The sequence below is a fragment of the Pseudomonas sp. GM80 genome (genome assembly GCF_000282515.1).
GTDB lineage: Bacteria > Pseudomonadota > Gammaproteobacteria > Pseudomonadales > Pseudomonadaceae > Aquipseudomonas.
This window is the reverse complement of the sequence record NZ_AKJD01000097.1, coordinates 1-23,284: the sequence shown is the minus strand read 5'-3', so window position 1 is coordinate 23,284 and position 23,284 is coordinate 1. Positions and strand designations below refer to the sequence as shown.

General features: G+C 60.6%; 21 protein-coding genes and 1 other RNA gene. 18 read left to right on the top strand and 4 right to left on the bottom strand.

Annotated features, from left to right (window positions below; genetic code table 11):
- Positions 1-30: 30 nt before the first annotated feature.
- From PMI37_RS16530 to PMI37_RS16515, 4 genes are all read right to left on the bottom strand, one after another.
- Positions 31-609, bottom strand: coding sequence for a BON domain-containing protein (locus PMI37_RS16530; protein ID WP_007917023.1), 579 nt, complete (start codon positions 607-609; stop codon positions 31-33).
- Positions 606-1,199 (bottom strand): phosphoheptose isomerase, encoded by a 594-nt coding sequence (locus tag PMI37_RS16525; RefSeq protein ID WP_008082788.1) that lies wholly within the window; start codon positions 1,197-1,199, stop codon positions 606-608. The genes PMI37_RS16530 and PMI37_RS16525 overlap by 4 nt, the downstream gene beginning before the upstream one ends.
- A 104-nt stretch (positions 1,200-1,303) precedes the next feature.
- Positions 1,304-1,666 carry a YraN family protein gene (locus PMI37_RS16520; protein WP_008082786.1) on the bottom strand — a complete coding sequence of 121 codons (363 nt, stop codon included), beginning with the start codon at positions 1,664-1,666 and terminating at the stop codon, positions 1,304-1,306.
- The gene (locus PMI37_RS16515) at positions 1,666-3,477 is read right to left on the bottom strand and encodes a penicillin-binding protein activator (RefSeq protein WP_008082781.1); all 1,812 of its coding nucleotides are present in this window, start codon (positions 3,475-3,477) and stop codon (positions 1,666-1,668) included. The genes PMI37_RS16520 and PMI37_RS16515 overlap by 1 nt, the downstream gene beginning before the upstream one ends.
- Positions 3,478-3,654: 177 nt before the next feature.
- Between PMI37_RS16515 and rsmI the strand changes: the two genes are divergently transcribed.
- The 18 genes from rsmI to lpxC all read left to right on the top strand — a co-directional run bounded on the left by rsmI (position 3,655) and on the right by lpxC (position 23,193).
- On the top strand, positions 3,655-4,560 hold the full coding sequence (gene rsmI / locus PMI37_RS16510; protein ID WP_045123170.1) for a 16S rRNA (cytidine(1402)-2'-O)-methyltransferase: 906 nt from the start codon (positions 3,655-3,657) through the stop codon (positions 4,558-4,560).
- A gap of 73 nt (positions 4,561-4,633) precedes the next feature.
- Positions 4,634-4,987: RNase P RNA component class A (gene rnpB / locus PMI37_RS30940), an RNA gene on the top strand.
- A gap of 402 nt (positions 4,988-5,389) precedes the next feature.
- Entirely contained in the window at positions 5,390-5,845 is a 456-nt protein-coding gene (gene mraZ / locus PMI37_RS16505; protein ID WP_007917012.1) for a division/cell wall cluster transcriptional repressor MraZ, read from the top strand.
- The gene (gene rsmH / locus PMI37_RS16500; RefSeq protein WP_008082779.1) at positions 5,842-6,789 is read left to right on the top strand and encodes a 16S rRNA (cytosine(1402)-N(4))-methyltransferase RsmH; all 948 of its coding nucleotides are present in this window, start codon (positions 5,842-5,844) and stop codon (positions 6,787-6,789) included. The genes mraZ and rsmH overlap by 4 nt, the downstream gene beginning before the upstream one ends.
- Positions 6,786-7,079 (top strand): cell division protein FtsL, encoded by a 294-nt coding sequence (gene ftsL / locus PMI37_RS16495; RefSeq protein WP_007917008.1) that lies wholly within the window; start codon positions 6,786-6,788, stop codon positions 7,077-7,079. Before rsmH ends, ftsL begins: the two co-directional genes overlap by 4 nt.
- Positions 7,079-8,818, top strand: a complete 1,740-nt coding sequence (locus PMI37_RS16490) for a peptidoglycan D,D-transpeptidase FtsI family protein (protein ID WP_177323319.1) — start codon at positions 7,079-7,081, stop codon at positions 8,816-8,818. Before ftsL ends, PMI37_RS16490 begins: the two co-directional genes overlap by 1 nt.
- Complete coding sequence (locus PMI37_RS16485; protein WP_008082777.1) at positions 8,818-10,281, top strand: UDP-N-acetylmuramoyl-L-alanyl-D-glutamate--2,6-diaminopimelate ligase; 1,464 nt, start codon at positions 8,818-8,820, stop codon at positions 10,279-10,281. The genes PMI37_RS16490 and PMI37_RS16485 overlap by 1 nt, the downstream gene beginning before the upstream one ends.
- Complete coding sequence (locus PMI37_RS16480; RefSeq protein WP_008082776.1) at positions 10,274-11,641, top strand: UDP-N-acetylmuramoyl-tripeptide--D-alanyl-D-alanine ligase; 1,368 nt, start codon at positions 10,274-10,276, stop codon at positions 11,639-11,641. The genes PMI37_RS16485 and PMI37_RS16480 overlap by 8 nt, the downstream gene beginning before the upstream one ends.
- Positions 11,641-12,723 carry a phospho-N-acetylmuramoyl-pentapeptide-transferase gene (mraY, locus tag PMI37_RS16475; protein WP_008082775.1) on the top strand — a complete coding sequence of 361 codons (1,083 nt, stop codon included), beginning with the start codon at positions 11,641-11,643 and terminating at the stop codon, positions 12,721-12,723. Before PMI37_RS16480 ends, mraY begins: the two co-directional genes overlap by 1 nt.
- A gap of 5 nt (positions 12,724-12,728) precedes the next feature.
- Positions 12,729-14,075 carry a UDP-N-acetylmuramoyl-L-alanine--D-glutamate ligase gene (gene murD, locus PMI37_RS16470; protein ID WP_008082774.1) on the top strand — a complete coding sequence of 449 codons (1,347 nt, stop codon included), beginning with the start codon at positions 12,729-12,731 and terminating at the stop codon, positions 14,073-14,075.
- Positions 14,072-15,289 (top strand): putative lipid II flippase FtsW, encoded by a 1,218-nt coding sequence (gene ftsW, locus PMI37_RS16465; RefSeq protein ID WP_008082773.1) that lies wholly within the window; start codon positions 14,072-14,074, stop codon positions 15,287-15,289. Before murD ends, ftsW begins: the two co-directional genes overlap by 4 nt.
- Positions 15,279-16,349: an undecaprenyldiphospho-muramoylpentapeptide beta-N-acetylglucosaminyltransferase gene (gene murG / locus PMI37_RS16460; RefSeq protein ID WP_008082771.1), complete on the top strand. Its 1,071-nt coding sequence runs from the start codon at positions 15,279-15,281 to the stop codon at positions 16,347-16,349. The genes ftsW and murG overlap by 11 nt, the downstream gene beginning before the upstream one ends.
- A complete protein-coding gene (gene murC / locus PMI37_RS16455; protein ID WP_008082770.1) occupies positions 16,342-17,802 on the top strand; it encodes a UDP-N-acetylmuramate--L-alanine ligase in 1,461 nt (486 codons plus the stop codon). The genes murG and murC overlap by 8 nt, the downstream gene beginning before the upstream one ends.
- Positions 17,799-18,758 (top strand): D-alanine--D-alanine ligase, encoded by a 960-nt coding sequence (locus tag PMI37_RS16450; protein WP_008082769.1) that lies wholly within the window; start codon positions 17,799-17,801, stop codon positions 18,756-18,758. The genes murC and PMI37_RS16450 overlap by 4 nt, the downstream gene beginning before the upstream one ends.
- 4 nt (positions 18,759-18,762) lie before the next feature.
- A complete protein-coding gene (locus PMI37_RS16445; protein ID WP_008082766.1) occupies positions 18,763-19,629 on the top strand; it encodes a cell division protein FtsQ/DivIB in 867 nt (288 codons plus the stop codon).
- Positions 19,630-19,644: 15 nt separating this feature from the next.
- Entirely contained in the window at positions 19,645-20,904 is a 1,260-nt protein-coding gene (gene ftsA, locus PMI37_RS16440; protein ID WP_008082764.1) for a cell division protein FtsA, read from the top strand.
- Positions 20,905-20,972: 68 nt separating this feature from the next.
- The gene (ftsZ, locus tag PMI37_RS16435) at positions 20,973-22,169 is read left to right on the top strand and encodes a cell division protein FtsZ (protein WP_007916986.1); all 1,197 of its coding nucleotides are present in this window, start codon (positions 20,973-20,975) and stop codon (positions 22,167-22,169) included.
- A gap of 112 nt (positions 22,170-22,281) precedes the next feature.
- A complete protein-coding gene (gene lpxC / locus PMI37_RS16430; protein WP_008082763.1) occupies positions 22,282-23,193 on the top strand; it encodes a UDP-3-O-acyl-N-acetylglucosamine deacetylase in 912 nt (303 codons plus the stop codon).
- The last annotated feature ends 91 nt before the right edge of the window (positions 23,194-23,284 follow it).

Sequence of the window (23,284 nt, the reverse complement as noted above, 5' to 3'; positions counted from 1 at the left end):
CCTGCGGCAGCTCCTACATAGAGATGTGTATCAGTCGATGTATTCGAAGAGTTTGACGATTTTCTGTACGCCGGAAACGCCCTGCACCAGGTTGGTCGCCTGGGTGGCTTCCTGTTTGGTCAGCAGGCCCAGCAGATAAACGATACCGTTCTCGGTCACCACCTTGATGCGCGAGCCGGGAATGCTGGCGTCAGTGAGCATCTGCGTCTTGATCTTGGAGGTCAGCCAGGTGTCATTCTGGCGCGCCAGGAAACCGGATGGCGGGATGACCTGCAGTTCGTTGTGCACGGTTTTTACCCGTTGAACGGCGGCTGCCGCCTGCTCGGCCTTGGCTTTCAGGTCTGCGCGCGGCGTTTGACCGGCCAGTAGCACGACGCCGTTGAAGCTGGTGACGACGATGTGCGAATCGTTGTCCAGAGCCGGGTCGGCCTTCGCCACGTTCACACCCACTTTGGTTTCGATCAGCGAGTCGTCGATCTTGCTGCCGAAGGTGCGCGTGCCACGGTCGTCGTCGATCGGTGCTTCACGGCTGGCGTTCACCACCGAGGTGCAGCCGCTGATGCCGAGGCACAGGGTCAAGGCCAGAAGGCCAAGGCGATTAGGGGTCATTCTTCACTCCCGAACAGTTGGCTGTCGATCAGATCGCAGAGGCAATGGATCGCCAGCAAGTGGACTTCTTGAATACGTGCAGTGACATTGGCCGGTACGCGAATCTCGACGTCCTCGGGCAACAGCAGCGACGCCATGCCGCCGCCATCGCGTCCGGTCAAAGCTACGACAATCATTTCGCGATCATGTGCGGCCTGGATCGCTTGAATAATGTTCGCCGAGTTACCGCTGGTCGAAATCGCCAGCAGGACATCGCCTGGCTGGCCGAGTGCGCGGATCTGTTTGGAGAACACTTCGTTGTAGCTGTAGTCGTTGGCGATCGAGGTGATCGTCGACGTGTCGGTGGTCAGGGCGATGGCCGGCAGGCTCGGGCGCTCGCGCTCGAAGCGGTTGAGCAGCTCCGAAGAGAAGTGCTGGGCGTCACCGGCCGAGCCACCGTTGCCGCACGAAAGCATTTTGCCTTCGTTGAGCAGGGCGTTGACCATGATCTGGCTGGCTTGCTCGATGTGCGGTGCAAGTACGTCCATCGCCTGTTGCTTGGTGTCGATACTGGCCTGGAAAAGCTGGCGAATTCGGGATTGCATGTCCATCTGTGTGACCTTAAGTAGCGCGGCTGTTCGGCACATGAATGTGCAGCCCGCAAAGCAAAGAGCAAAATTTGTCGGTGGGATTGTCCGGGTCGCAACGCCGACGATCAACTGTCGAAAGCATTCTGCAACCAGTTCAGCTGATCCGGATGGCTGTCGATGGCCACCACGTCGAAGCGGCAGGGGGAATTGGCCCAACGCGACTCGCGCTGAAGAAAATACTGTGCGGCGAAAATCAGTTTCTGCTGCTTGCGCTCATCGATGCTAGCGAGCGCGCCACCCCATTGGGTGTTTTTTCTGTAACGAACTTCAACGAATACTACTGTATCGCCATCAAGCATGACCAGATCAAGCTCGCCACGTTTGCAAAACCAGTTCTGCGCCAGCAGGCGCAGACCTTGATGTTGCAGATGCTCGAGCGCGTGGCGCTCGGCATCTTTACCGCTTTGCGAGCGTGACCTGTCAGGCATCAGCGCTGGGTGTCCGGCAGGCGTTGAACCTGGCCGCTGACGAACTGCGCCCAAGGCAACTGCCGTACAACACGCTGGGTCGGGGTCATGCCGAGGCTGCCCGACTCACCGTCGATGCGGCTGTCCGGCAGGGCCTTGAGCTGGCCCAGGCGTGGCGCCAGACGATAGGCATCAACGCCCATCGCGTACAAGCGGCCGAGGCTGCCCGCGGCTTGCGGCCACTGTGCAACCACTTGCTGGCGCAGTGGATCGCTGTTGTCCAGCAACCATGGGGTTTCGCAGAAGCGAATGCCGTTCATGTCGTTGTACTGATTCACATCGCCGCTGGCGCTGTAAACGTGCGAGGTCGCGTAAACCGGAACATCACCGGCGTACTGGAAGTTCAGGGTCGGCTTGATCTGCTGCGCTTGTTGCGGCGTTGCGGCAAGGAAGATGAATTCGATGTCCTGACGACGCGAAGGCTGTGCTGCTACGTTGGTACCGGCAGCATTTTGCAGGCTCTTGGCGCGGGCTTCGCTCTGACGCAACTGGAACATCTCGGCGATCTGCTGAGCCAGTTGCACCGGCTGATCAACGCGCTCAATGGCAATGATGCTGCCGCCGTTGGCCTGCCAGTCCTGGCTGAAAGCACGCAGTACGCGGTCGCCCCATTCGCCTTTCGGCACCATGATGGCAGCGCGATGCAGGCCGTCGGCACGGGCGCGGCGCGAGACTTCGCGGGCTTCGTCTTCAGCGGCCAGACCAAACTGGAACAGTTGCGCCGGACCTTGATCGCCTTCGCTGTAGTTCAGCGCGAGGGTGGTGATCGGCAGTTGCGGGCGAGTGCTCAATTGTTTGACCAGTGGTTTTTCCAACGGGCCGACGACCAGTTGCACGCCGTCAGCCTGAGCCTTGCGGTAGAACTCATCTATCGAGGTCAGCTTGGAGCTGTCGTAGAAGACGATGGCGGGTGGCTTCTGCCCGGCCTGTTGCGCCTGGTAGTGCGCCGCCATGAAACCTTCGCGCAGTGCTTTGCCGACCGCTGCCAGCTGGCCATCTTGCGGCAGCAGCAGGGCGATTTTGCTCAGTGGCTGGCTGGCCAGTTCCTTGAGTTTGGTCAGTGGCAGCGGCAGGTTGATCGCGGCCGGGTGTTTTGGATTCTGTGCGCGCCAGGTGTCGATCGCGGCTTGCTGCTGTTCCAGCGTGCCGGCGGATTTCACGGCCAGTGCCAGACCCATCCAGCCGCCGAGATCGTCGGTGGTGTTGGGTTGCAACTGGTCGGTCGGCAGCGAGCCGATCAGTGTCCAGATGGCTTCGTGGTTCTTGCTCGCGGCTTCGCCTTGCAGCATCGGTGCGATGAACACGCGTTCGCGCGCGGCGGCGAGTGTCTGACCGTCGGCTTCAAGGGCGCGGGCGTGAACGGTGCCGGTGCGCACTTGTTGCTCTTCAGGCATTTCGCCCAGGTGCTGCAGGCTTGGATGGCTCAGGGCAGTCAGCGCAGCTTTCGGCTGATTGCGCGTCATCGCCAGTTCAGCATTCAAGGTGCTGGCAAAAATCTGCTGGCCGGGCTTGAGTTGATCCATCGGCACTTGTTGCAGGATTTGCGCGGACTGTCCGGCATTGCCTTGGCGATAAGCCAGGTCCGCCGCGCTCAGGCGCAGCAGGGCAGCTTTTTCCGGGGTTTTCGCCTGGGTAGCCTGTTCGAGCAGTTGCTCGATGCTGGCATCCGGAGTCCGTGGAAGTTCGCCAAGGCTGGAGGAAGGGGAGCTGGCACAAGCCGCCAACAAGGCAGCGAGGCAGAGGGCAGTGAACAGCCGCAGGCAAGCGATCATGTAAGTGTTCCTGATACTCGATCAAATTAGCGTCGAATTGTACCCAAGCACTGGCCGGGGCGCGATGTTAGTGGCGTGAAACGGGCAATTTAGCTGGAGGAAATGTTGCGACAGCACACAACTGCGGGCAAAACCGGGTTTGGCTCAGGCGTATCGCCCGTCGCGTGACGCGCTACAATGCGCGCTTTTACCGAACACGAGGTGTGCGCTTTGACTGCTCCAGGTCCTTTGAATTCCGCTGCTGGCTCGCTTTATGTGGTGGCGACGCCCATTGGCAACCTGGACGACATCAGCGCCCGGGCACTGAAAATCCTGCGTGAAGTAGCGCTGATCGCTGCCGAAGACACCCGTCACTCGGCGCGCCTGATGCAGCACTTCGGTATTTCCACGCCGCTGGCCGCTTGTCACGAACACAATGAACGAGATGAAGGTAGCCGCTTTATTACCCGTCTGCTCGCGGGCGATAACGTCGCGCTGATTTCCGATGCCGGCACGCCGCTGATTTCCGATCCGGGTTATCACCTGGTCCGACAGGCGCGTGCTGCCGGGATCAATGTGGTGCCGGTGCCGGGTGCCTGTGCGCTGATTGCAGCGCTGTCGGCGGCGGGGCTGCCGTCCGACCGTTTTATCTTTGAAGGTTTCCTGCCGGCCAAATCGGTGGGGCGCAAGGCGCGCCTCGAAGCAGTTAAAGAAGAGCCGCGCACGCTGATTTTTTACGAGGCGCCGCACCGCATTCTTGAGTGTCTGCAGGATATGGAAGCGGTGTTTGGGGGTGAGCGTCAGGCCTTGCTCGCCCGTGAAATCACCAAGACCTTCGAGACGTTGAAAGGCTTGCCGCTGGCCGAGCTGCGCGCATTTGTTGAATCCGACAGTAATCAGCAGCGCGGCGAGTGCGTCGTGCTGGTCGCGGGCTGGACCGCGCCGGAGTCTGAAGACGCCGTCAGCAGCGAGGCGATGCGCGTCCTCAATCTGTTGCTCGAAGAGATGCCGCTCAAGCGTGCCGCGGCCTTGGCTGCGCAGATCACTGGCGAGCGCAAAAACGTGCTGTATCAGGTCGCGCTGGATAAACAGAAGGGCGAGTAACCCGTCGATCCGACAGGTTTTGCGGCTATTAGCGCTTGTTCTTCGGGCGCTCTGCCGTTAACCTTCGCGGCGGAGAGTCGATCGGACAGTCGCTGCCCTCTATGAAAATTAGGGGGGGGAGGAAAGTCCGGGCTCCATAGGGCGAAGTGCCAGGTAATGCCTGGGAGGCGTGAGCCTACGGAAAGTGCCACAGAAAATAACCGCCTAAGCGCTTCGGCGCCGGTAAGGGTGAAAAGGTGCGGTAAGAGCGCACCGCACGTCTGGCAACAGTTCGTGGCTAGGTAAACCCCACTTGGAGCAAGACCAAATAGGGTCCCAAGGCGTGGCCCGCGCTGGGACCGGGTAGGTTGCTAAAGATGTCCAGTGATGGCCATCGTAGACGAATGACTGTTCAAGACAGAACCCGGCTTACAGATCGACTCTCCACCTTTTTCTTTCCCTGCTTGAATCATTGGCAACAGGGCTGTGTAATATCAGCAGGCCTGTTCTGAAACTTCGGCAGCGGCACGCGCAGTAATAGCCATTTCCCACCTCGCTTCAATCAACAGCAGAAGCGCTTTTGTAATACCGAAAAAATCTTACTCTTAACAAATTACTTTAACTTTCGAGCGCAGCTATCAGTGCTGCATCAAGTTATAGGTCAAAAGTCAGCGCCAGATTGTCGTTACTCCTTCTTTTATGCTCCTAAATCTCCGTTCTGTAAGGGTTTTCCTTTAATCCGCGCCTTGACGGTGTGGTGGGCGCATTCCTATAGTGTGCGCAAGTGGCGGAAAGTGGCATGAAGTGGGTTTTTTGAGCTCAAAACGATAAAAATTGGAGAAACGCAGACGTGTTTCGCGGAGCTAACGCTATCAGTCTCGATGCAAAGGGCCGTCTCGCCATGCCGAGCCGGTACCGTGACGAGCTCGATTCGCGTAGTTCTGGCCAGTTGATCGTCACCATTGATGCCGTTGATCCGTGTCTGTGTGTCTATCCGCTCGACGAGTGGGAAATTATTGAAACCAAGTTGCGCGCACTCCCTTCGCTTCGCGAAGAGAACCGTCGCTTGCAGCGTTTATTGATCGGCAACGCCGTCGACCTCGAGCTCGATGGCAGTGGCCGTTTTCTGGTTCCACCGCGTTTGCGCGAGTACGCCAAGCTGGATAAGCGCGCGATGCTGGTGGGCCAACTGAACAAGTTCCAATTGTGGGACGAAGATGCATGGAACGCGGTATCTGCCGCTGACCTTGCTGCCATTCAACAACCGGGCGCGATGCCTGATGAACTGCGTGATTTGATCCTGTGACTATTGATAGCGGCTTTAACCACATCACCGTACTGCTTGACGAAGCCGTCGAGGCTCTCGCCGTACGTCCTGATGGCTGCTATCTGGACGGCACGTTCGGACGCGGCGGCCACAGCCGGCTGATCCTCAGCCAGCTCGGCACCGACGGTCGGCTCATCGGGTTCGACAAAGATCCACAAGCGATTGCCACCGGGCAAACGCTAGCGGCCGAAGACGGCCGCTTTGTCGTTGTGCAGCGCAGCTTTGCCGAACTCGGTTCGGTGGTTGCCGAGCAAGGTCTGAGCGGCAAGGTCAGCGGTATTTTGCTCGACCTCGGCGTGTCCTCACCGCAGCTCGACGACGCCGAGCGCGGTTTCAGTTTTCTCAATGACGGCCCGCTGGACATGCGCATGGACCCGTCCCGGGGTATCAGCGCTGCCGAATTCGTCAACACCGCGCCGGCTGAGGAAATCGCCCGGGTGTTCAAGGAATACGGCGAAGAACGTTTCTCCGGTCGTATGGCTCGCGCCGTCGCCGAGCGTCGCGACATCAAGCCGTTCGAGCGCACTGCCGACCTGGCTGAAGTGTTGAAAGTCGCCAACCCGGCGTGGGAAAAGGGCAAGAACCCGGCCACCCGTGCATTCCAGGGTTTGCGTATTCACGTCAACAACGAACTGGGTGATCTGGAAGCCGGCCTCGAAGCGGCGCTGGACGCCTTGGAAATTGGCGGCCGCCTGGTGGTGATCAGCTTCCACTCGCTGGAAGACCGCATCGTCAAACTGTTCATGCGCAAGCTGGTGAAAGGCGAAGCCGACAACCTGCCGCGCAACCTGCCGGTTCGCCACGTCGCGTTCGAACCGAAAATCAAAGTCCATGGCAAAGCGCAGACGGCCTCCGACGCCGAACTCAAAGCCAACCCACGTTCCCGTAGCGCTGTCATGCGCGTCGCGGAGAAGCTGCGGTGAGCAAGCTTTTCGCCAAGCCACTGCCCGGCGGCAGCTTTCTGATGCTGCTGCTGTTTATCGGCGTGCTCGTGTCGGCCATCGCCGTGTCGTACAGCGCGCACTGGAACCGGCAGTTGCTCAACACCCTTTACAACGAACTCAGCGTGCGCGACAAGGCGCAGGCCGAGTGGGGCCGTCTGATTCTTGAGCAAAGCACCTGGACCGCGCACAGCCGCATCGAAGTGCTGGCCACCGAACAACTGAAAATGCACATTCCTGGCGCGGCTGACGTGAAGATGGTGGCGCCATGATGAAACTCGAAGGCGCTCTGTTCCCATGGCGTTTCCGCCTGATGGTCGCGCTGCTCGGTGTGATGGTCGCGGCGATCTGCTGGCGCATCATCGACCTGCAAGTGGTTGACCGTGACTTCCTCAAAGGTCAGGGCGACGCGCGCAGTCTGCGACACATTCCGATTCCGGCTCACCGGGGTCTGATCACCGACCGTAACGGCGAGCCTTTGGCCGTGAGTACTCCGGTGACCACGCTGTGGGCCAACGCCAAGGAAATGCAGACGGCCAAAGAGAAGTGGCCGGCACTCGCCGCCGCGCTGGGCCAGGACCCAAAGGCCCTGACCGAACGCCTCGAGGCTCAGGCCAACAAAGAATTCATTTATCTGGTGCGCGGGCTGACCCCCGAACAGGGCCAGTCTGTGCTCGATCTGAAAGTACCGGGCGTCTACGGCATCGAAGAATTCCGTCGGTTCTATCCGGCCGGTGAAGTCACTGCGCACATGGTCGGGTTTACCGATATTGATGACCACGGTCGCGAAGGTGTCGAACTGGCTTATGACGAATGGCTCGCCGGGGTGCCGGGCAAACGACAGGTCATCAAGGATCGGCGCGGACGGCTGATCAAGGATGTCCAGGTCACCAAAAACGCCAAGGCCGGCAAGCCCTTGGCGTTGTCCATTGACCTGCGTCTGCAATATCTGGCCAACCGCGAACTGCGTAACGCGATCATCGAGAACGGCGCCAAGGCCGGCAGTCTGGTGATCATGGACGTCAAGACCGGTGAGATTCTGGCCATGGTCAACCAGCCGACCTACAACCCGAACAACCGTCGCAACCTGCAACCGGCGATGATGCGTAACCGCGCGATGATCGACGTGTTCGAACCGGGTTCGACCATGAAAGCCATCTCGATGGCCGCCGCGATTGAAACCGGGCGCTGGAAACCGAGTGACACCGTCGAGGTGTATCCGGGCTCCCTGCAGATCGGCAAATACACGATCAAGGACGTTTCCAAAAGCGAAGGTCCGGTACTCGACCTGACCGGCATTCTGATCAATTCCAGTAACGTCGGCATGAGTAAGGTCGCGTTCGATATCGGCGGCGAAACGATTTTCCGCCTCGCGCAGAAAGTCGGCCTCGGCCAGGACACCGGTCTTGGATTCCCGGGCGAACGTGTCGGCAACCTGCCGAACTACCGCGATTGGCGCAAGGCTGAAACCGCAACGCTGTCGTACGGCTACGGTATTTCGGTGACCGCGATTCAGCTCGTTCACGCGTTCTCGGCGCTGGCTAACAACGGTCGTCTCGCGCCGCTGACCCTGATCAAAACCGACAAGCCACCGCAGACCACCCAGGTGTTGCCGGAAGCCGTGGCGAAAACCATGCAAGGCATGCTCACCCAAGTGATTGAGGCGCCGCGCGGTGTATTCCGTGCGCAGGTGCCGGCGTATCACGTGGCGGGCAAGTCGGGTACTGCACGTAAAACGTCGGTGGGCACCAAGGGCTACGCCGAGAACTCGTACCGCTCGCTGTTCGCCGGCTTCGGCCCGATGAGCGATCCGCGTTACGCCATTGTTGTGGTGATCGACGAACCGTCCAAGGCCGGTTACTTCGGTGGTCTGGTATCGGCGCCAGTATTCAGCCGTGTGATGTCCGGCACCCTGCGCCTGATGAACGTAACGCCGGACAACTTGCCGACGACGCAACAAGCCAACGCTACCCCGGTCATTCCGCTGAAAGCCAATGGAGGGCGCGGCTGATGTCATTAAGTCTGAACAAGATATTCCCCCACGCCGGCCACGATCTGTTGATCCGTGAATTGGCGCTGGACAGCCGCAGCGTACGCGCCGGCGATCTGTTCCTCGCCGTGCCTGGCGGTAAATTCGATGGCCGGGCGCACATCGCCGATGCACTGCAACGTGGTGCGGCGGCTGTGGCTTATGAAGTGGAAGGCGCTACCGTGCTGCCGATCACCGACGTGCCGCTGATTCCGGTCAAAGGCCTGGCCGCGCAGTTGTCGGACATCGCCGGGCGTTTTTATGGCGAGCCAAGTCATCACCTGAATCTTGTGGGTGTCACCGGCACCAACGGCAAAACCAGCGTGACCCAATTGGTTGCGCAGGCGCTGGATCTGCTCGGCCAGCATTGCGGCATCGTCGGCACCCTCGGTTCCGGCTTCTATGGCGCGCTGCAAAGCGGTCTGCACACCACGCCGAATCCGATTGCCGTGCAAGCGACCTTGGGCGACCTGAAAAAGGCTGGTGCCAAAGCCGTGGCCATGGAAGTGTCGTCCCACGGTCTGGATCAGGGCCGCGTGACCGCGCTGGCATTCGACGTCGCGGTGATGACCAACCTGTCCCGCGATCATCTGGATTATCACGGCACCATGGAGGCGTACGCCGAGGCCAAGGCCAAGCTGTTCGCCTGGAATGATCTGAAGTGCCGCGTGGTCAACCTCGACGACGATTTTGGCCGGCAACTGGCCGCTGAAAAACGTGAGTCGCGCTTGATTACCTACAGCCTGCTCGACAGCAGCGCCTATCTGTATTGCCGCGAAGCACAGTTCGACGACCACGGCGTGCGCGCCACGCTGGTCACGCCGCAGGGCGAACATCATCTGCGCAGCACCTTGCTCGGTCGCTTCAACCTGAGCAACGTCCTGGCGGCAGTCGGCGCGTTGCTCGGTCTGGATTACGCGCTCGACGAAATTCTCAAAGTGCTGCCGAAACTCGAAGGCCCGGCCGGACGCATGCAGCGTCTGGGCGGTGGCACGCAGCCGTTGGTGGTCGTCGATTACGCCCACACCCCGGACGCGCTGGAAAAAGTCCTGACCGCGTTGCGCCCGCACGTCAAAGGCCAACTGCTGTGCCTGTTCGGCTGCGGCGGCGACCGTGATCGCGGCAAGCGTCCGTTGATGGCCGAAGTGGTCGAACGTCTGGCCGATCAGGTGCTGGTCACCGACGACAACCCGCGCACCGAAGATCCTGCGGTGATTTTCGATGACATCCGCGCCGGTTTCACGGCTGTGGATAAAGTCACCTTTGTCGCTGGCCGTGGCCAGGCAATTGCGCAACTGATTGCCGGCGCGTCCGCCGATGACGTGGTCGTACTGGCCGGTAAAGGTCACGAGGACTATCAGGAAATCAACGGCGAACGCCATGCCTTCTCTGATCTGGTCGAGGCCGATCACGCCCTGACCGCTTGGGAGGTGGCCCATGCTTAAGGCCCTGAAACTCAGCGAGCTGACCAATGCGCTCGATGCGCGTTTGATCGCTGCTGATGCCAGTTTCGACGGCGTCAGCATCGACAGCCGTGCGATCCAGCCAGGCCAACTGTTCATTGCGTTGACCGGCCCGCGCTTCGACGGTCATGACTATTTGAATGACGTCGCCGCCAAAGGCGCGGTGGCTGCGTTGGTCGAGCGCGAAGTCGCCGACAGCACGCTGCCGCAACTGCTGGTCAAAGACACCCGTCAGGCCCTCGGCCAGTTGGGCGCGCTGAACCGCGCTGCTTTCACTCAGCCAGTCGCCGCGATCACCGGTTCCAGCGGCAAAACCACGGTCAAGGAGATGCTCGCGAGCATCCTGCGCACGCGCGGCCCGGTGCTGGCGACCCGTGGCAATCTGAACAATGACCTCGGCGCACCGCTGACCCTGCTCGAACTGGCCCCGGAACATACCTCGGCGGTCATCGAACTGGGCGCCTCGCGTCTGGGTGAAATCGCTTACACCGTCGGCCTGACCAAGCCGCACGTAGCGATCCTGAACAATGCCGGCACCGCTCACGTCGGTGAGTTTGGCGGGCCGGAAAAAATCGTCGAAGCCAAAGGCGAAATCATCGACGGTCTGGCAGCTGACGGCATCGCCGTGCTCAACCTCGATGACAAGGCCTTCGGTATCTGGAAGACCCGTGCGGGCGCGCGCAAAGTGCTGACGTTCGCCCTGAGCAACACTCAGGCGGATTTCTACGCCAGCGACCTGAGCACTGATGCCCGTGGTTGCCCGGCCTTCAATCTGCACACACGTGAAGGTGTCGAGGGCGTTCAGTTGAACCTACTCGGCACCCACAACGTCGCCAACTCCATGGCCGCCGCCGCTGCCGCTCACGCCTTGGGCGTGTCGCTGTTCGGCATTGCCACCGGGCTTGGCGCCGTGCAACCGGTCAAGGGTCGCACCGTCGCGCAACTGGCGAAAAACGGTATGCGCGTGATCGATGACACTTACAACGCAAACCCCACCTCAATGTGCGCGGCCGTTGATATACTCGCCGGCTTTTCCGGCCGCACCGTCCTGGTGCTCGGGGATATCGGCGAGTTGGGCGATTGGGCGGAGCAGGGGCACCGCGACGTGGGCGAGTACGCCCGGGGCAAGGTTTCCGCGCTTTACGCTGTCGGGCCAAACATGGTTCACGCCGTGAACGCATTCGGTGAACAGGCGCATCACTTCGGCACGCAAGCCGAGCTGATCCAGGCCCTCGACGCCGAGCAGGACACAAACACCACCATTTTGATCAAGGGTTCGCGCAGTGCAGCGATGGAAAACATCGTTGCGGCTCTGTGCGGGTCCAGTCTGGAGAAACATTAATGCTGCTGCTGCTAGCGGAGTATCTGCAACAGTTCTACAAAGGCTTCGCGGTCTTTCAGTACCTGACCCTGCGCGGGATCCTCGGTGTGCTGACCGCGCTGGTTTTGTCGCTGTGCTATGGCCCGTGGATGATCCGCACCCTGCAGAACCGTCAGATCGGTCAATCCGTGCGTAACGACGGCCCGCAATCGCACCTGTCCAAGTCGGGCACTCCGACTATGGGCGGCGCATTGATTCTGTCTTCGATCGGTGTCAGCACCTTGCTCTGGGCTGACCTGAGCAACCGCTACGTCTGGACTGTGTTGCTGGTGACCCTGCTGTTCGGCGCCATCGGCTGGGTCGATGATTACCGTAAAGTCATCGAGAAGAACTCACGTGGCCTGCCGAGCCGCTGGAAGTATTTCTGGCAGTCGGTGTTCGGCCTCGGCGCAGCGATCTTCCTTTATATGACCGCATCCACCCCGGTGGAAACCACGCTGATCCTGCCGATGCTCAAGGACTACAGCATTCCGCTGGGTCTCGGGTTCATCGTGCTGACCTACTTCGTGATCGTCGGTTCGAGCAACGCGGTCAACCTGACTGACGGCCTCGACGGTCTGGCAATCATGCCAACTGTGATGGTCGGCGGCGGCTTGGGCATCTTCTGCTACCTGTCGGGTAACGTGAAATTCGCTGAATACCTGTTGATCCCTTACGTGCCGGGCGCGGGCGAACTGATCGTGTTCTGCGGCGCGCTGATCGGCGCCGGTCTCGGCTTCCTCTGGTTCAACACCTACCCGGCGCAAGTGTTCATGGGCGACGTCGGTGCCCTGGCACTCGGCGCGGCACTGGGCACGATCGCGGTGATCGTCCGTCAGGAAATCGTCCTGTTCATCATGGGCGGCGTGTTCGTGATGGAAACCCTGTCAGTCGTCATTCAGGTTGCATCCTTTAAGCTGACCGGTCGCCGTGTGTTCCGCATGGCACCGATCCACCACCATTTTGAACTCAAGGGCTGGCCCGAGCCGCGCGTGATCGTCCGTTTCTGGATCATCACCGTGATTCTCGTATTGGTCGGCCTTGCCACCCTGAAGCTGAGGTAGAACGAGTGTCTCTGATCGCTTCTGACCACTTCCGCATCGTTGTCGGCCTCGGCAAGAGCGGCATGTCCCTGGTTCGCTTCCTGGCGAACCGGGGCACGTCGTTTGCCGTGGCGGACACGCGGGAAAATCCACCGGAACTGGCCACGCTCAAGCGTGACTATCCGCACGTGGAAGTGCGTTGTGGCGAGCTGGACGTCGAATTCCTCTGCCGTGCCGACGAGCTCTACGTGAGCCCCGGCCTGGCGCTGGCGACCCCGGCCCTGCAAGCCGCTGCGGCCCGTGGCGTGAAACTGTCCGGCGACATCGAGCTGTTCGCGCGTAACGCGCAGGCGCCGATCGTGGCCATCAGCGGTTCCAACGCGAAAAGCACCGTCACCACCCTGGTCGGCGAGATGGCGGCTGCGGCCGGCAAACGCGTCGCCGTCGGCGGCAACCTTGGCACCCCGGCGCTGGATCTGCTCAGCGACGACGTCGAGTTGTACGTGATGGAGCTGTCGAGTTTCCAGCTGGAAACCACCGACCAGCTCAACGCCGAAGTGGCGACCGTGCTGAACATCAGCGAAGACCACATGGATCGCTACAGCGGTCTGCCGGCGTACCACCTGGCCAAGCATCGGATATTCCGGGGTGCCAGGCAGTTCGTGGTCAACCGTCAGGATGCGCTGACCCGTCCGTTGATGGGCGAGGGCCAGCCGTGCTGGACCTTCGGCCTGAGCAAACCGGATTTCAAGGCCTTCGGTATTCGCGAAGAAGATGGCGAGAAGTACCTCGCGTTCGAATTCCAGAACCTGATGCCGGTGCGTGAGCTGAAGATTCGCGGCGCGCATAACCAGTCCAATGCCCTTGCGGCGCTGGCGCTGGGGCATGCCGTAGGCTTGCCGTTCGACGCCATGCTCTCGGCCTTGCGCACCTTTGCCGGTCTCGAACACCGTTGCCAGTGGGTGCGTGATCTCGACGGCGTGGCGTACTACAACGATTCCAAAGCCACTAACGTTGGCGCCGCTCTGGCGGCCATCGAAGGCCTCGGTGCGGACATCGACGGCAAGGTCATCCTGATCGCCGGTGGCGATGGCAAGGGTGCCGAATTCAACGATTTGCGTGATCCGGTGGCGGCCAACTGCCGCGCCGTGATCCTCATGGGTCGCGACTCCGACAAGATCGGCGCAGCCATCGGTGATGCCGTGCCATTGATTCGCGCGACCTCGCTGGTCGACGCCGTTGCGCAATGCCGCGCCGCCGCCCAACCGGGTGACGTGGTGCTGCTGTCGCCGGCCTGCGCCAGTTTCGACATGTTCAAGAATTATGAAGACCGTGGTCACCAGTTCGTCCGCGCTGTGGAGGATCTGGCATGAGCCTGTTCAATATCATCAAGCCGTATCCGTCGCCGATCATCACCGGGCGCGGCATCGACCTCGATTTCCCGATGCTCGCCGGTTGCCTGGCGCTGCTTGGTCTCGGGTTGATCATGATTGCCTCGGCGTCTACTGAAGTGGCAGCCGCACAGTCGGGCAGTCCGCTGTATTACATGATCCGCCACCTTATTTATGTGGTGCTGGGCCTGGGCGCGTGTGTCATCACCATGATGATTCCGATCGCCACCTGGCAACGTCTCGGCTGGCTGATGCTGCTCGGTGCGTTCGGCTTGCTGGTGATGGTGATCATTCCCGGCATCGGCCGAGAAGTGAACGGTTCGATGCGCTGGATCGGTTTCAGCTTCTTCAACGTGCAACCGTCTGAAATCGCCAAAGTGTTCGTGGTGATCTACCTCGCCGGTTATCTGGTGCGGCGTCAGAAGGAAGTGCGCGAGAGCTGGATGGGCTTCTTCAAGCCGTTCATCGTGCTGCTGCCGATGGCCGGCCTGTTGCTGATGGAGCCGGACTTCGGTGCCACCGTCGTAATGATGGGCGCTGCGGCGGCGATGCTGTTCCTTGGCGGGGTCGGGTTGTTCCGCTTCTCGCTGATGGTGGTGTTGGCGGTCGGGGCCGTGGTTTTGCTGATTCAGATGCAGCCGTACCGAATGGCGCGTCTGACTAACTTCGCTGATCCGTGGGCCGACCAGTTCGGCGCTGGCTATCAGCTGTCGCAAGCCCTGATTGCCTTCGGTCGCGGTGAATGGCTGGGCGTCGGCCTGGGCAACAGCGTGCAGAAGCAGTTCTACCTGCCGGAAGCGCACACCGACTTCGTGTTCTCGGTATTGGCTGAAGAGCTCGGCGCAGTCGGTTCGCTGTGCACCGTCGCGCTGTTCGTGTTCGTGTGTATTCGCGGCATGTACATCGGCTTGTGGGCCGAGAAGGCCAAACAGTTCTTTGCCGCTTATGTGGCTTACGGCTTGTCGTTCCTGTGGATTGGTCAGTTCCTGATCAACATCGGTGTGAACGTCGGTCTGTTGCCAACCAAGGGTCTGACCTTGCCGTTCCTCAGTTACGGCGGTAGCTCGTTGGTGATTTGCTGTGCCTGTCTCGGCTTGTTGCTGAGGATCGAGTGGGAGAGTCGAACCCACTTGGGCAGTGAAGAGATGGAATTCCATGAGAGCGACTTCGCCGAGGAGCCGAATCATGGGCGCTAACGTATTGATCATGGCCGGCGGAACCGGCGGCCACGTGTTCCCGGCGCTGGCCTGTGCCCGCGAGTTTCAGGCGCGCGGCTACACCGTGCACTGGCTCGGCACGCCACGCGGGATCGAGAACGAACTGGTGCCGGCGGCAGGTCTTGAACTGCACCGCATCAACGCTACCGGCCTGCGTGGCAAGGGCAAGCTGTCGCTGCTCAAGGCGCCGTTCATGCTGCTCAAGTCGGTGTGGCAGGCGCGGGCGATCATTCGTCGCTTGAAGCCAGTGTGTGTGGTCGGTTTCGGTGGTTATGTGACTGGCCCCGGTGGCCTCGCCGCGAAACTGGCTGGCGTGCCGGTGATCGTTCACGAGCAGAACGCCGTCGCCGGCACCGCCAATCGGTTGCTGGTGCCGTTCGCCGCCCGAGTGTGTGAAGCGTTCCCCGACACCTTTACTCTGTCGGACACCCGCCGTACCACCGGAAACCCGGTGCGCAGCGAGCTGTTCCTCGACACATCGCGACCAGCCCTGGCCGGTCGCAAAGCGCGTTTGCTGATCCTCGGCGGAAGCCTGGGCGCAGAACCGTTGAACAAATTGCTGCCTGAAGCCCTGGCCCAAGTCGCTGTCGATTTGCGCCCGGAAGTGTTTCATCAGGCCGGCAAAAACCACGATGAAGTGACTGCAGAACGCTACCGCGCCGCCGGCGTCGATGCGCAGGTGCAGCCGTTCATCAAAGACATGGCCCAAGCCTATGGCTGGGCTGACCTGGTGGTGTGCCGTGCAGGCGCGTTGACCATCAGTGAGCTGGCTGCCGCCGGTCTGCCCTCGATGCTGGTGCCTTTGCCCCACGCGATCGACGATCACCAGACTCGCAACGCCGATTATTTGGCCCGTGAAGGCGCTGCCTTCCTGATGCCGCAAAGAACGACTGGTGCCGCGGACCTTGCCGCGCGCCTGACAGAGGTCTTGATGCAACCGCAACGACTCGAAGATATGGCCCAAGCGGCCCGCCGTCTGGCGAAACCCGATGCCACCCGTAGCGTGGTCGATACCTGTCTGGAGGTGGCCCATGGTTGAGAATCAGAAAGCCATGCCGCAACCGGAAATGCGCCGCATCCGTCGCATCCACTTCGTCGGCATCGGCGGCGTGGGCATGTGCGGTATCGCCGAAGTGTTGTTGAACCTGGGCTATGAAGTGTCCGGTTCCGACCTGAAAGCTTCGCCGGTCACCGAGCGTCTCGAATCGTTCGGCGCACACATCTACATCGGCCACCGTGCCGAGAACGCCGCGACCGCCGATGTACTGGTGGTGTCGAGCGCTGTGAACACCTCCAACCCGGAAGTGGCGACTGCGCTTGAGCGCCGCATTCCAGTGGTGCCGCGTGCGGAAATGCTCGCTGAACTGATGCGCTATCGCCACGGCATCGCCGTCGCCGGTACCCACGGCAAAACCACCACCACCAGCCTGATCGCTTCGGTGTTCGCCGCCGGTGGTCTGGACCCGACCTTCGTTATCGGTGGCCGTCTGAATGCCGCGGGCACCAATGCCCAGCTCGGCACCAGCCGCTACCTGATCGCCGAAGCCGATGAAAGCGATGCGAGCTTCCTGCATCTGCAACCGCTGGTGGCCGTGGTTACCAACATCGACGCCGACCACATGGCGACCTACGACGGCGACTTCAACAAACTGAAGAAAACCTTCGTCGAGTTCCTGCACAACCTGCCGTTCTACGGTTTGGCGGTGATGTGCCTGGACGACCCGGTGGTGCGCGAAATCCTGCCGCTGGTGAAACGTCCGACCGTGACCTACGGCTTCAGCGAAGACGCTGACGTGCGCGCGATCAATGTTCGCCAGCAAGGCATGCAGACCTTCTTCACCGTGCTGCGTCCTGACCGCGAGCCGCTGGATGTTTCCGTGAACATGCCGGGCAACCACAACGTGCTCAACTCGCTGGCGACCATTTGCATCGCCACCGACGAGGGCGTCAGCGATGAAGCCATCGTTCAGGGCCTGTCGGGTTTCCAGGGTGTCGGCCGGCGCTTCCAGGTCTACGGCGAACTGCCGGTAGACGGCGGCCACGTGATGCTGGTCGACGACTATGGTCACCACCCGACCGAAGTCGCCGCAGTGATCAAAGCCGTACGCGGTGGCTGGCCGGAGCGCCGTCTGGTGATGGTGTATCAACCGCACCGTTACAGCCGCACCCGCGATCTGTACGACGACTTCGTCAATGTATTGGCCGACGCCAACGTGCTGCTGTTGATGGAAGTCTATCCGGCCGGCGAAGAGCCGATTCCGGGCGCCGACAGCCGCAAGCTGTGCAACAGCATCCGCCAGCGCGGTCAGCTCGACCCGATCTACATCGAGCGTGGCGTTGATCTGGCGCCGCTGGTCAAGCCGCTGCTGCGTGCCGGCGACATCCTGCTGTGCCAGGGCGCCGGTGATATCGGCGGTCTCGCGCCGAAGCTGTTGAAAAGTGAATTGTTCGCTGGCGCCGTGGCGGCGTCGGTCGAGGGGAAGTTGAAATGACTGCTGCCTACGCCAAGCTGTTTTCCACCATCGCGCCGAAAGACTTCGGCCGCGTCGCCGTGCTCTTTGGCGGCTTGAGTGCCGAGCGTGAGGTGTCGCTAAAATCCGGTAACGCCGTACTCGATGCCCTGCAAAGCGCTGGCGTGGACGCGTTCGGCATCGACGTTGGCGACGACATTCTGCAACGTCTGCTCAGCGAAAAAATCGACCGTGCCTTCATCATTCTTCACGGCCGTGGCGGTGAAGACGGCAGCATGCAGGGCCTGCTCGAAGTGGCGGGCATTCCGTACACCGGCAGCGGCATTCTGGCTTCGGCACTGGCGATGGACAAACTGCGCACCAAGCAGGTCTGGCACAGCCTCGGGATTCCGACGCCGCGTCACGCCGTGCTGTGCAGCGAAGCCGATTGTATTTCGGCGGCGACGGAACTGGGCTTCCCTTTGATCGTCAAACCGGCGCATGAAGGTTCAAGTATCGGGATGGCCAAAGTGAGTTCTGCGTCCGAGTTGATCGACGCATGGAAAGCGGCCAGTACCTACGATTCGCAAGTTTTGGTTGAGCAATGGATTCAAGGTCCGGAGTTCACCATCGCCACCCTGCGTGACCAGGTGTTGCCTCCAATCGCCCTGGGTACACCGCACACGTTCTACGACTACGACGCCAAGTACATCGCCAACGATACCCAGTACCGCATTCCCTGCGGGCTGGATGCCGCCAAGGAACAGGAACTCATGGAGCTCACGGCCAAGGCCAGTGAGGCGCTGGGTATTGCCGGTTGGGGCAGGGCGGACGTGATGCAGGACGCTGACGGGCAGTTCTGGTTCCTCGAAGTGAACACCGCTCCGGGCATGACCGATCACAGTCTGGTGCCGATGGCGGCCCGTGCGGCCGGTCTGGATTTCCAGCAACTGGTACTGGCCATTCTGGCCGCCAGTGTTGAAGACGCTAGAGGTTAAGACGATGCAAGGCGCTCAGCTCCGACATCAGCCTCCCGCACCCGGCCGCAAGCCGGTGCCACGGGGTGCCAGCCGTATGGTGGCGAAAGAGCCGATGTCCGCGCGCCTGCCGAAAGCCAATTTTGGTTTTCTGAAAAGCCTGTTCTGGCCGGTGCTCTTGGTTGTGCTGGGTTTTGGGACGTACGAAGGCGCAACGCGGTTGCTGCCGTACGCCGACCGGCCGATCACCAAGATCGCCGTGCAGGGCGACCTGAGCTACATCAGTCAGCAAGCGGTGCAGCAGCGGATCGCCCCGTTTGTGGCGTCGAGCTTCTTCACCATCGACCTGGCCGGGATGCGCACCGAGCTTGAGCAGATGCCCTGGATCGCCCACGCCGAAGTGCGTCGGGTGTGGCCGGATCAAGTGGTGATCCGCCTCGAAGAGCAACTGCCGGTGGCGCGATGGGGCGACGAGTCGTTGCTGAACAACCAGGGCCAGGCGTTTACGCCCAAGGAGCTGGCGAACTACGAACACCTGCCACAGCTGTTCGGCCCACAACGGGCCCAGCAGCAAGTGATGCAGCAGTATCAGGTGCTGAGCCAGATGCTGCGGCCGTTGGGCTTCTCGATTGCGCGCCTGGAATTGCGTGAACGCGGCAGTTGGTTCCTGACCACCGGTGCCGGCAGTTCCGGCCCCGGCATCGAGTTGCTGCTGGGACGCGGCAACCTGGTGGAAAAGATGCGCCGCTTTATCGCCATCTATGACAAGACGCTTAAAGACCAGATTACGAACATTGCGCGCATCGATCTGCGCTACGCCAACGGCCTTGCTGTTGGCTGGCGGGAACCTGTAGCGCCGACGACAGACAAACCCGCTGTCGCAAAGAATTAAGAAGAGGCAGGACCCATGGCAAACGTGCAAAGCGGCAAAATGATCGTCGGTCTCGATATCGGCACCTCCAAGGTGGTGGCGCTGGTCGGCGAGGTCTCCGACGACGGCTCGCTGGAAATCGTCGGGATCGGTACCCATCCGTCCCGTGGCCTGAAGAAGGGCGTGGTGGTCAACATCGAGTCCACCGTGCAATCGATCCAGCGCGCGATCGAAGAAGCCCAACTGATGGCGGGCTGCCGCATTCACTCGGCGTTCGTTGGCGTGGCGGGCAATCACATCCGCAGCCTGAACTCCCACGGCATCGTCGCGATCCGTGATCGCGAAGTCAGCTCGGCTGACCTTGAGCGCGTGCTCGACGCTGCCCAGGCTGTAGCGATCCCGGCTGACCAGCGCGTGCTGCACACCCTGCCGCAGGATTACGTGATCGATAACCAGGAAGGCGTTCGTGAGCCACTGGGCATGTCCGGCGTGCGTCTGGAAGCCAAGGTTCACGTGGTCACCTGCGCCGTCAACGCCGCACAGAACATTGAAAAATGCGTGCGTCGCTGCGGTCTGGAAATCGACGACATCATTCTCGAGCAACTGGCCTCGGCCTACTCGGTACTGACCGACGACGAAAAAGAGCTGGGCGTATGCCTGGTCGACATCGGCGGCGGCACCACCGACATCGCAATCTTCACCGAAGGTGCGATCCGTCACACCGCGGTGATCCCGATTGCCGGTGATCAAGTGACCAACGACATCGCCATGGCGTTGCGCACTCCGACCCAGTACGCCGAAGAAATCAAAATCCGCTACGCCTGCGCCCTGGCGAAACTGGCCGGTGCCGGTGAAACCATCAAGGTGCCAAGCGTCGGCGACCGTCCACCGCGCGAACTGTCGCGTCAGGCCCTGGCCGAAGTGGTCGAGCCGCGTTACGACGAACTGTTCACGCTGATTCAGGCCGAGCTGCGTCGCAGCGGCTACGAAGACCTGATCCCGGCCGGCATCGTCCTCACCGGCGGCACCTCGAAAATGGAAGGCGCCACTGAACTGGCCGAAGAAATCTTCCACATGCCGGTTCGTCTGGGCGTGCCGCACGGCGTCAAAGGTCTGGATGACGTGGTGCGCAACCCGATTTATTCCACTGGCGTTGGTTTGTTGATGTACGGCCTGCAAAAGCAGTCCGACGGGATCTCGTTCTCGGGCATCGGCAGCCGCGACAGCTACAGCAACGAAGAGCCACAGGCGCCGTTGCTGGACCGATTGAAGAAGTGGGTTCAAGGCAACTTCTAAAGCTTTACCGCAACACCGCAACAAAAATGCAGTAGGCGAAAAAACTAGAGAATGTAAGGAGAGGGAAAATGTTCGAACTCGTAGACAACATCCCCGCAAGCCCGGTAATCAAAGTTATCGGTGTCGGCGGTGGCGGCGGCAACGCTGTCAACCACATGGTCAAGAGCAACATCGAAGGCGTTGAATTCATCTGCGCCAACACCGATGCTCAAGCGCTGAAAAACATCGGCGCGCGTACCATCCTGCAACTGGGCACTGGCGTGACCAAAGGCCTCGGCGCCGGCGCGAACCCTGAAGTCGGCCGTCAGGCTGCTCTGGAAGACCGCGAGCGTATTGCCGAAGTGCTGCAGGGCACCAACATGGTGTTCATCACCACTGGCATGGGCGGCGGTACCGGTACCGGTGCTGCGCCGATCATCGCCGAAGTGGCCAAGGAAATGGGCATTCTGACCGTTGCGGTCGTGACGCGTCCGTTCCCGTTCGAAGGCCGCAAGCGTATGCAGATCGCCGACGAAGGCATCCGCATGCTCTCGGAAAGCGTCGACTCGTTGATCACCATTCCTAACGAGAAGCTGCTGACCATCCTCGGTAAAGACGCAAGCCTGCTGTCGGCTTTCGCCAAGGCCGACGATGTACTGGCCGGTGCCGTTCGCGGTATCTCCGACATCATCAAGCGTCCGGGCATGATCAACGTCGACTTCGCCGACGTACGTACCGTGATGAGCGAAATGGGCATGGCGATGATGGGCACTGGCTGCGCCAGCGGTCCGAACCGTGCACGTGAGGCCACCGAAGCGGCCATCCGCAACCCGCTGCTGGAAGACGTGAACCTGCAAGGCGCACGCGGCATCCTGGTGAACATCACTGCCGGTCCTGACCTGTCTCTGGGTGAGTACTCCGACGTGGGTTCGATCATCGAAGCCTTTGCTTCCGAGCACGCCATGGTCAAGGTCGGTACCGTTATCGATCCGGACATGCGCGACGAGCTGCACGTGACTGTGGTTGCCACCGGTCTGGGCGCGAAAATCGAGAAGCCTGTGAAGGTCATCGACAACACCGTTCACACTTCCATGGCTTCCGCTCAGGTGCAACAACCGGCTGCGGCCCGTCAGGAAGCGCCAGCGGTCAACTACCGTGATCTGGACCGTCCGACCGTCATGCGCAACCAGGCTCAGGCCGGTGCTGCGGCTGCCGCGAAGATGAATCCGCAAGATGATCTGGACTACCTGGACATCCCGGCATTCCTGCGTCGTCAGGCCGATTGATGGAATGTATCAGGGCTATGAAGGTGATTGGTGTTCAGCAAAGGCATGGTCTGCTATCATCGCCAGCCTTTGTTGATACCAGTTCGCAATTTGCGCTGAAGCGGCCCAAGCCATGATTAAACAACGCACACTGAAAAATATTATCCGTGCCACAGGTGTAGGCCTGCACTCCGGTGAGAAGGTCTATCTGACCCTCAAGCCTGCGCCTGTCGACACTGGCATTGTGTTTTGTCGCGCTGACCTCGACCCTGTGGTGCAGATCCCTGCCCGCGCGGAAAACGTCGGTGAAACCACTATGTCGACGACGCTGATTAACGGCGACGTGAAAGTGGACACGGTAGAGCACTTGCTCTCGGCCATGGCTGGCCTGGGCATCGATAACGCCTACGTCGAGCTCTCCGCGTCCGAAGTCCCGATCATGGATGGCAGCGCTGGACCCTTCGTATTCCTGATTCAATCGGCAGGCCTGGAAGAACAGGACGCCGCCAAGAAATTCATCCGCATCCTGCGTGAAGTGACAGTGGAAGATGGCGACAAGCGCGCCACTTTCGTCCCTTTCGAAGGGTTCAAGGTGAGCTTCGAGATCGATTTCGATCACCCGGTTTTCCGGGACCGCACCCAAAGTGCAAGCGTGGATTTTTCCAGCACTTCGTTCGTAAAAGAAGTCAGCCGCGCCCGTACCTTTGGTTTCATGAGTGATATCGAGTACCTGCGCAAGCACAACCTCGCACTCGGCGGCAGCGTTGAAAACGCAATCGTGGTCGATGCCGATGGCGTACTGAACGAAGACGGCCTTCGCTATGAAGACGAATTCGTGAAGCACAAGATCCTCGATGCCATTGGCGACCTGTACCTTTTGGGTAACAGCCTGATTGGTGAGTTCAAAGGCTTCAAGTCCGGTCATGCACTGAACAACCAGCTGTTGCGCAAGTTGATTGAGCAAACAGATGCTTGGGAAGTGGTGACGTTCGATGACGCCAGCACCGCACCAATCTCTTACATGCGCCCGGTTGCGGCGGTGTAAGTAAAAAACCTCTCTAGTTTTTTGAAGGCCATCCTCGGATGGCCTTTTTTTATGCCCCTTTTTTCAGAAGCTGTCCCGTCCTGAATAAGGT

Excerpts from the sequence above, each read along its gene's own strand:
- mraY (WP_008082775.1), top strand. The coding sequence starts at position 11,641 with ATGCTGCTGCTGCTAGCGGAGTATCTGCAACAGTTCTACAAAGGCTTC.
- PMI37_RS16530 (WP_007917023.1), bottom strand. The coding sequence starts at position 609 with ATGACCCCTAATCGCCTTGGCCTTCTGGCCTTGACCCTGTGCCTCGGC.
- lpxC (WP_008082763.1), top strand. The coding sequence starts at position 22,282 with ATGATTAAACAACGCACACTGAAAAATATTATCCGTGCCACAGGTGTA.
- PMI37_RS16480 (WP_008082776.1), top strand. The coding sequence starts at position 10,274 with ATGCTTAAGGCCCTGAAACTCAGCGAGCTGACCAATGCGCTCGATGCG.
- PMI37_RS16515 (WP_008082781.1), bottom strand. The coding sequence starts at position 3,477 with ATGATCGCTTGCCTGCGGCTGTTCACTGCCCTCTGCCTCGCTGCCTTG.
- ftsW (WP_008082773.1), top strand. The coding sequence starts at position 14,072 with ATGAGCCTGTTCAATATCATCAAGCCGTATCCGTCGCCGATCATCACC.
- murC (WP_008082770.1), top strand. The coding sequence starts at position 16,342 with ATGGTTGAGAATCAGAAAGCCATGCCGCAACCGGAAATGCGCCGCATC.
- ftsZ (WP_007916986.1), top strand. The coding sequence starts at position 20,973 with ATGTTCGAACTCGTAGACAACATCCCCGCAAGCCCGGTAATCAAAGTT.
- murG (WP_008082771.1), top strand. The coding sequence starts at position 15,279 with ATGGGCGCTAACGTATTGATCATGGCCGGCGGAACCGGCGGCCACGTG.
- PMI37_RS16445 (WP_008082766.1), top strand. The coding sequence starts at position 18,763 with ATGCAAGGCGCTCAGCTCCGACATCAGCCTCCCGCACCCGGCCGCAAG.
- PMI37_RS16520 (WP_008082786.1), bottom strand. The coding sequence starts at position 1,666 with ATGCCTGACAGGTCACGCTCGCAAAGCGGTAAAGATGCCGAGCGCCAC.
- PMI37_RS16490 (WP_177323319.1), top strand. The coding sequence starts at position 7,079 with ATGAAACTCGAAGGCGCTCTGTTCCCATGGCGTTTCCGCCTGATGGTC.
- PMI37_RS16525 (WP_008082788.1), bottom strand. The coding sequence starts at position 1,199 with ATGGACATGCAATCCCGAATTCGCCAGCTTTTCCAGGCCAGTATCGAC.
- rsmI (WP_045123170.1), top strand. The coding sequence starts at position 3,655 with ATGCGCGCTTTTACCGAACACGAGGTGTGCGCTTTGACTGCTCCAGGT.
- ftsA (WP_008082764.1), top strand. The coding sequence starts at position 19,645 with ATGGCAAACGTGCAAAGCGGCAAAATGATCGTCGGTCTCGATATCGGC.
- PMI37_RS16485 (WP_008082777.1), top strand. The coding sequence starts at position 8,818 with ATGTCATTAAGTCTGAACAAGATATTCCCCCACGCCGGCCACGATCTG.
- PMI37_RS16450 (WP_008082769.1), top strand. The coding sequence starts at position 17,799 with ATGACTGCTGCCTACGCCAAGCTGTTTTCCACCATCGCGCCGAAAGAC.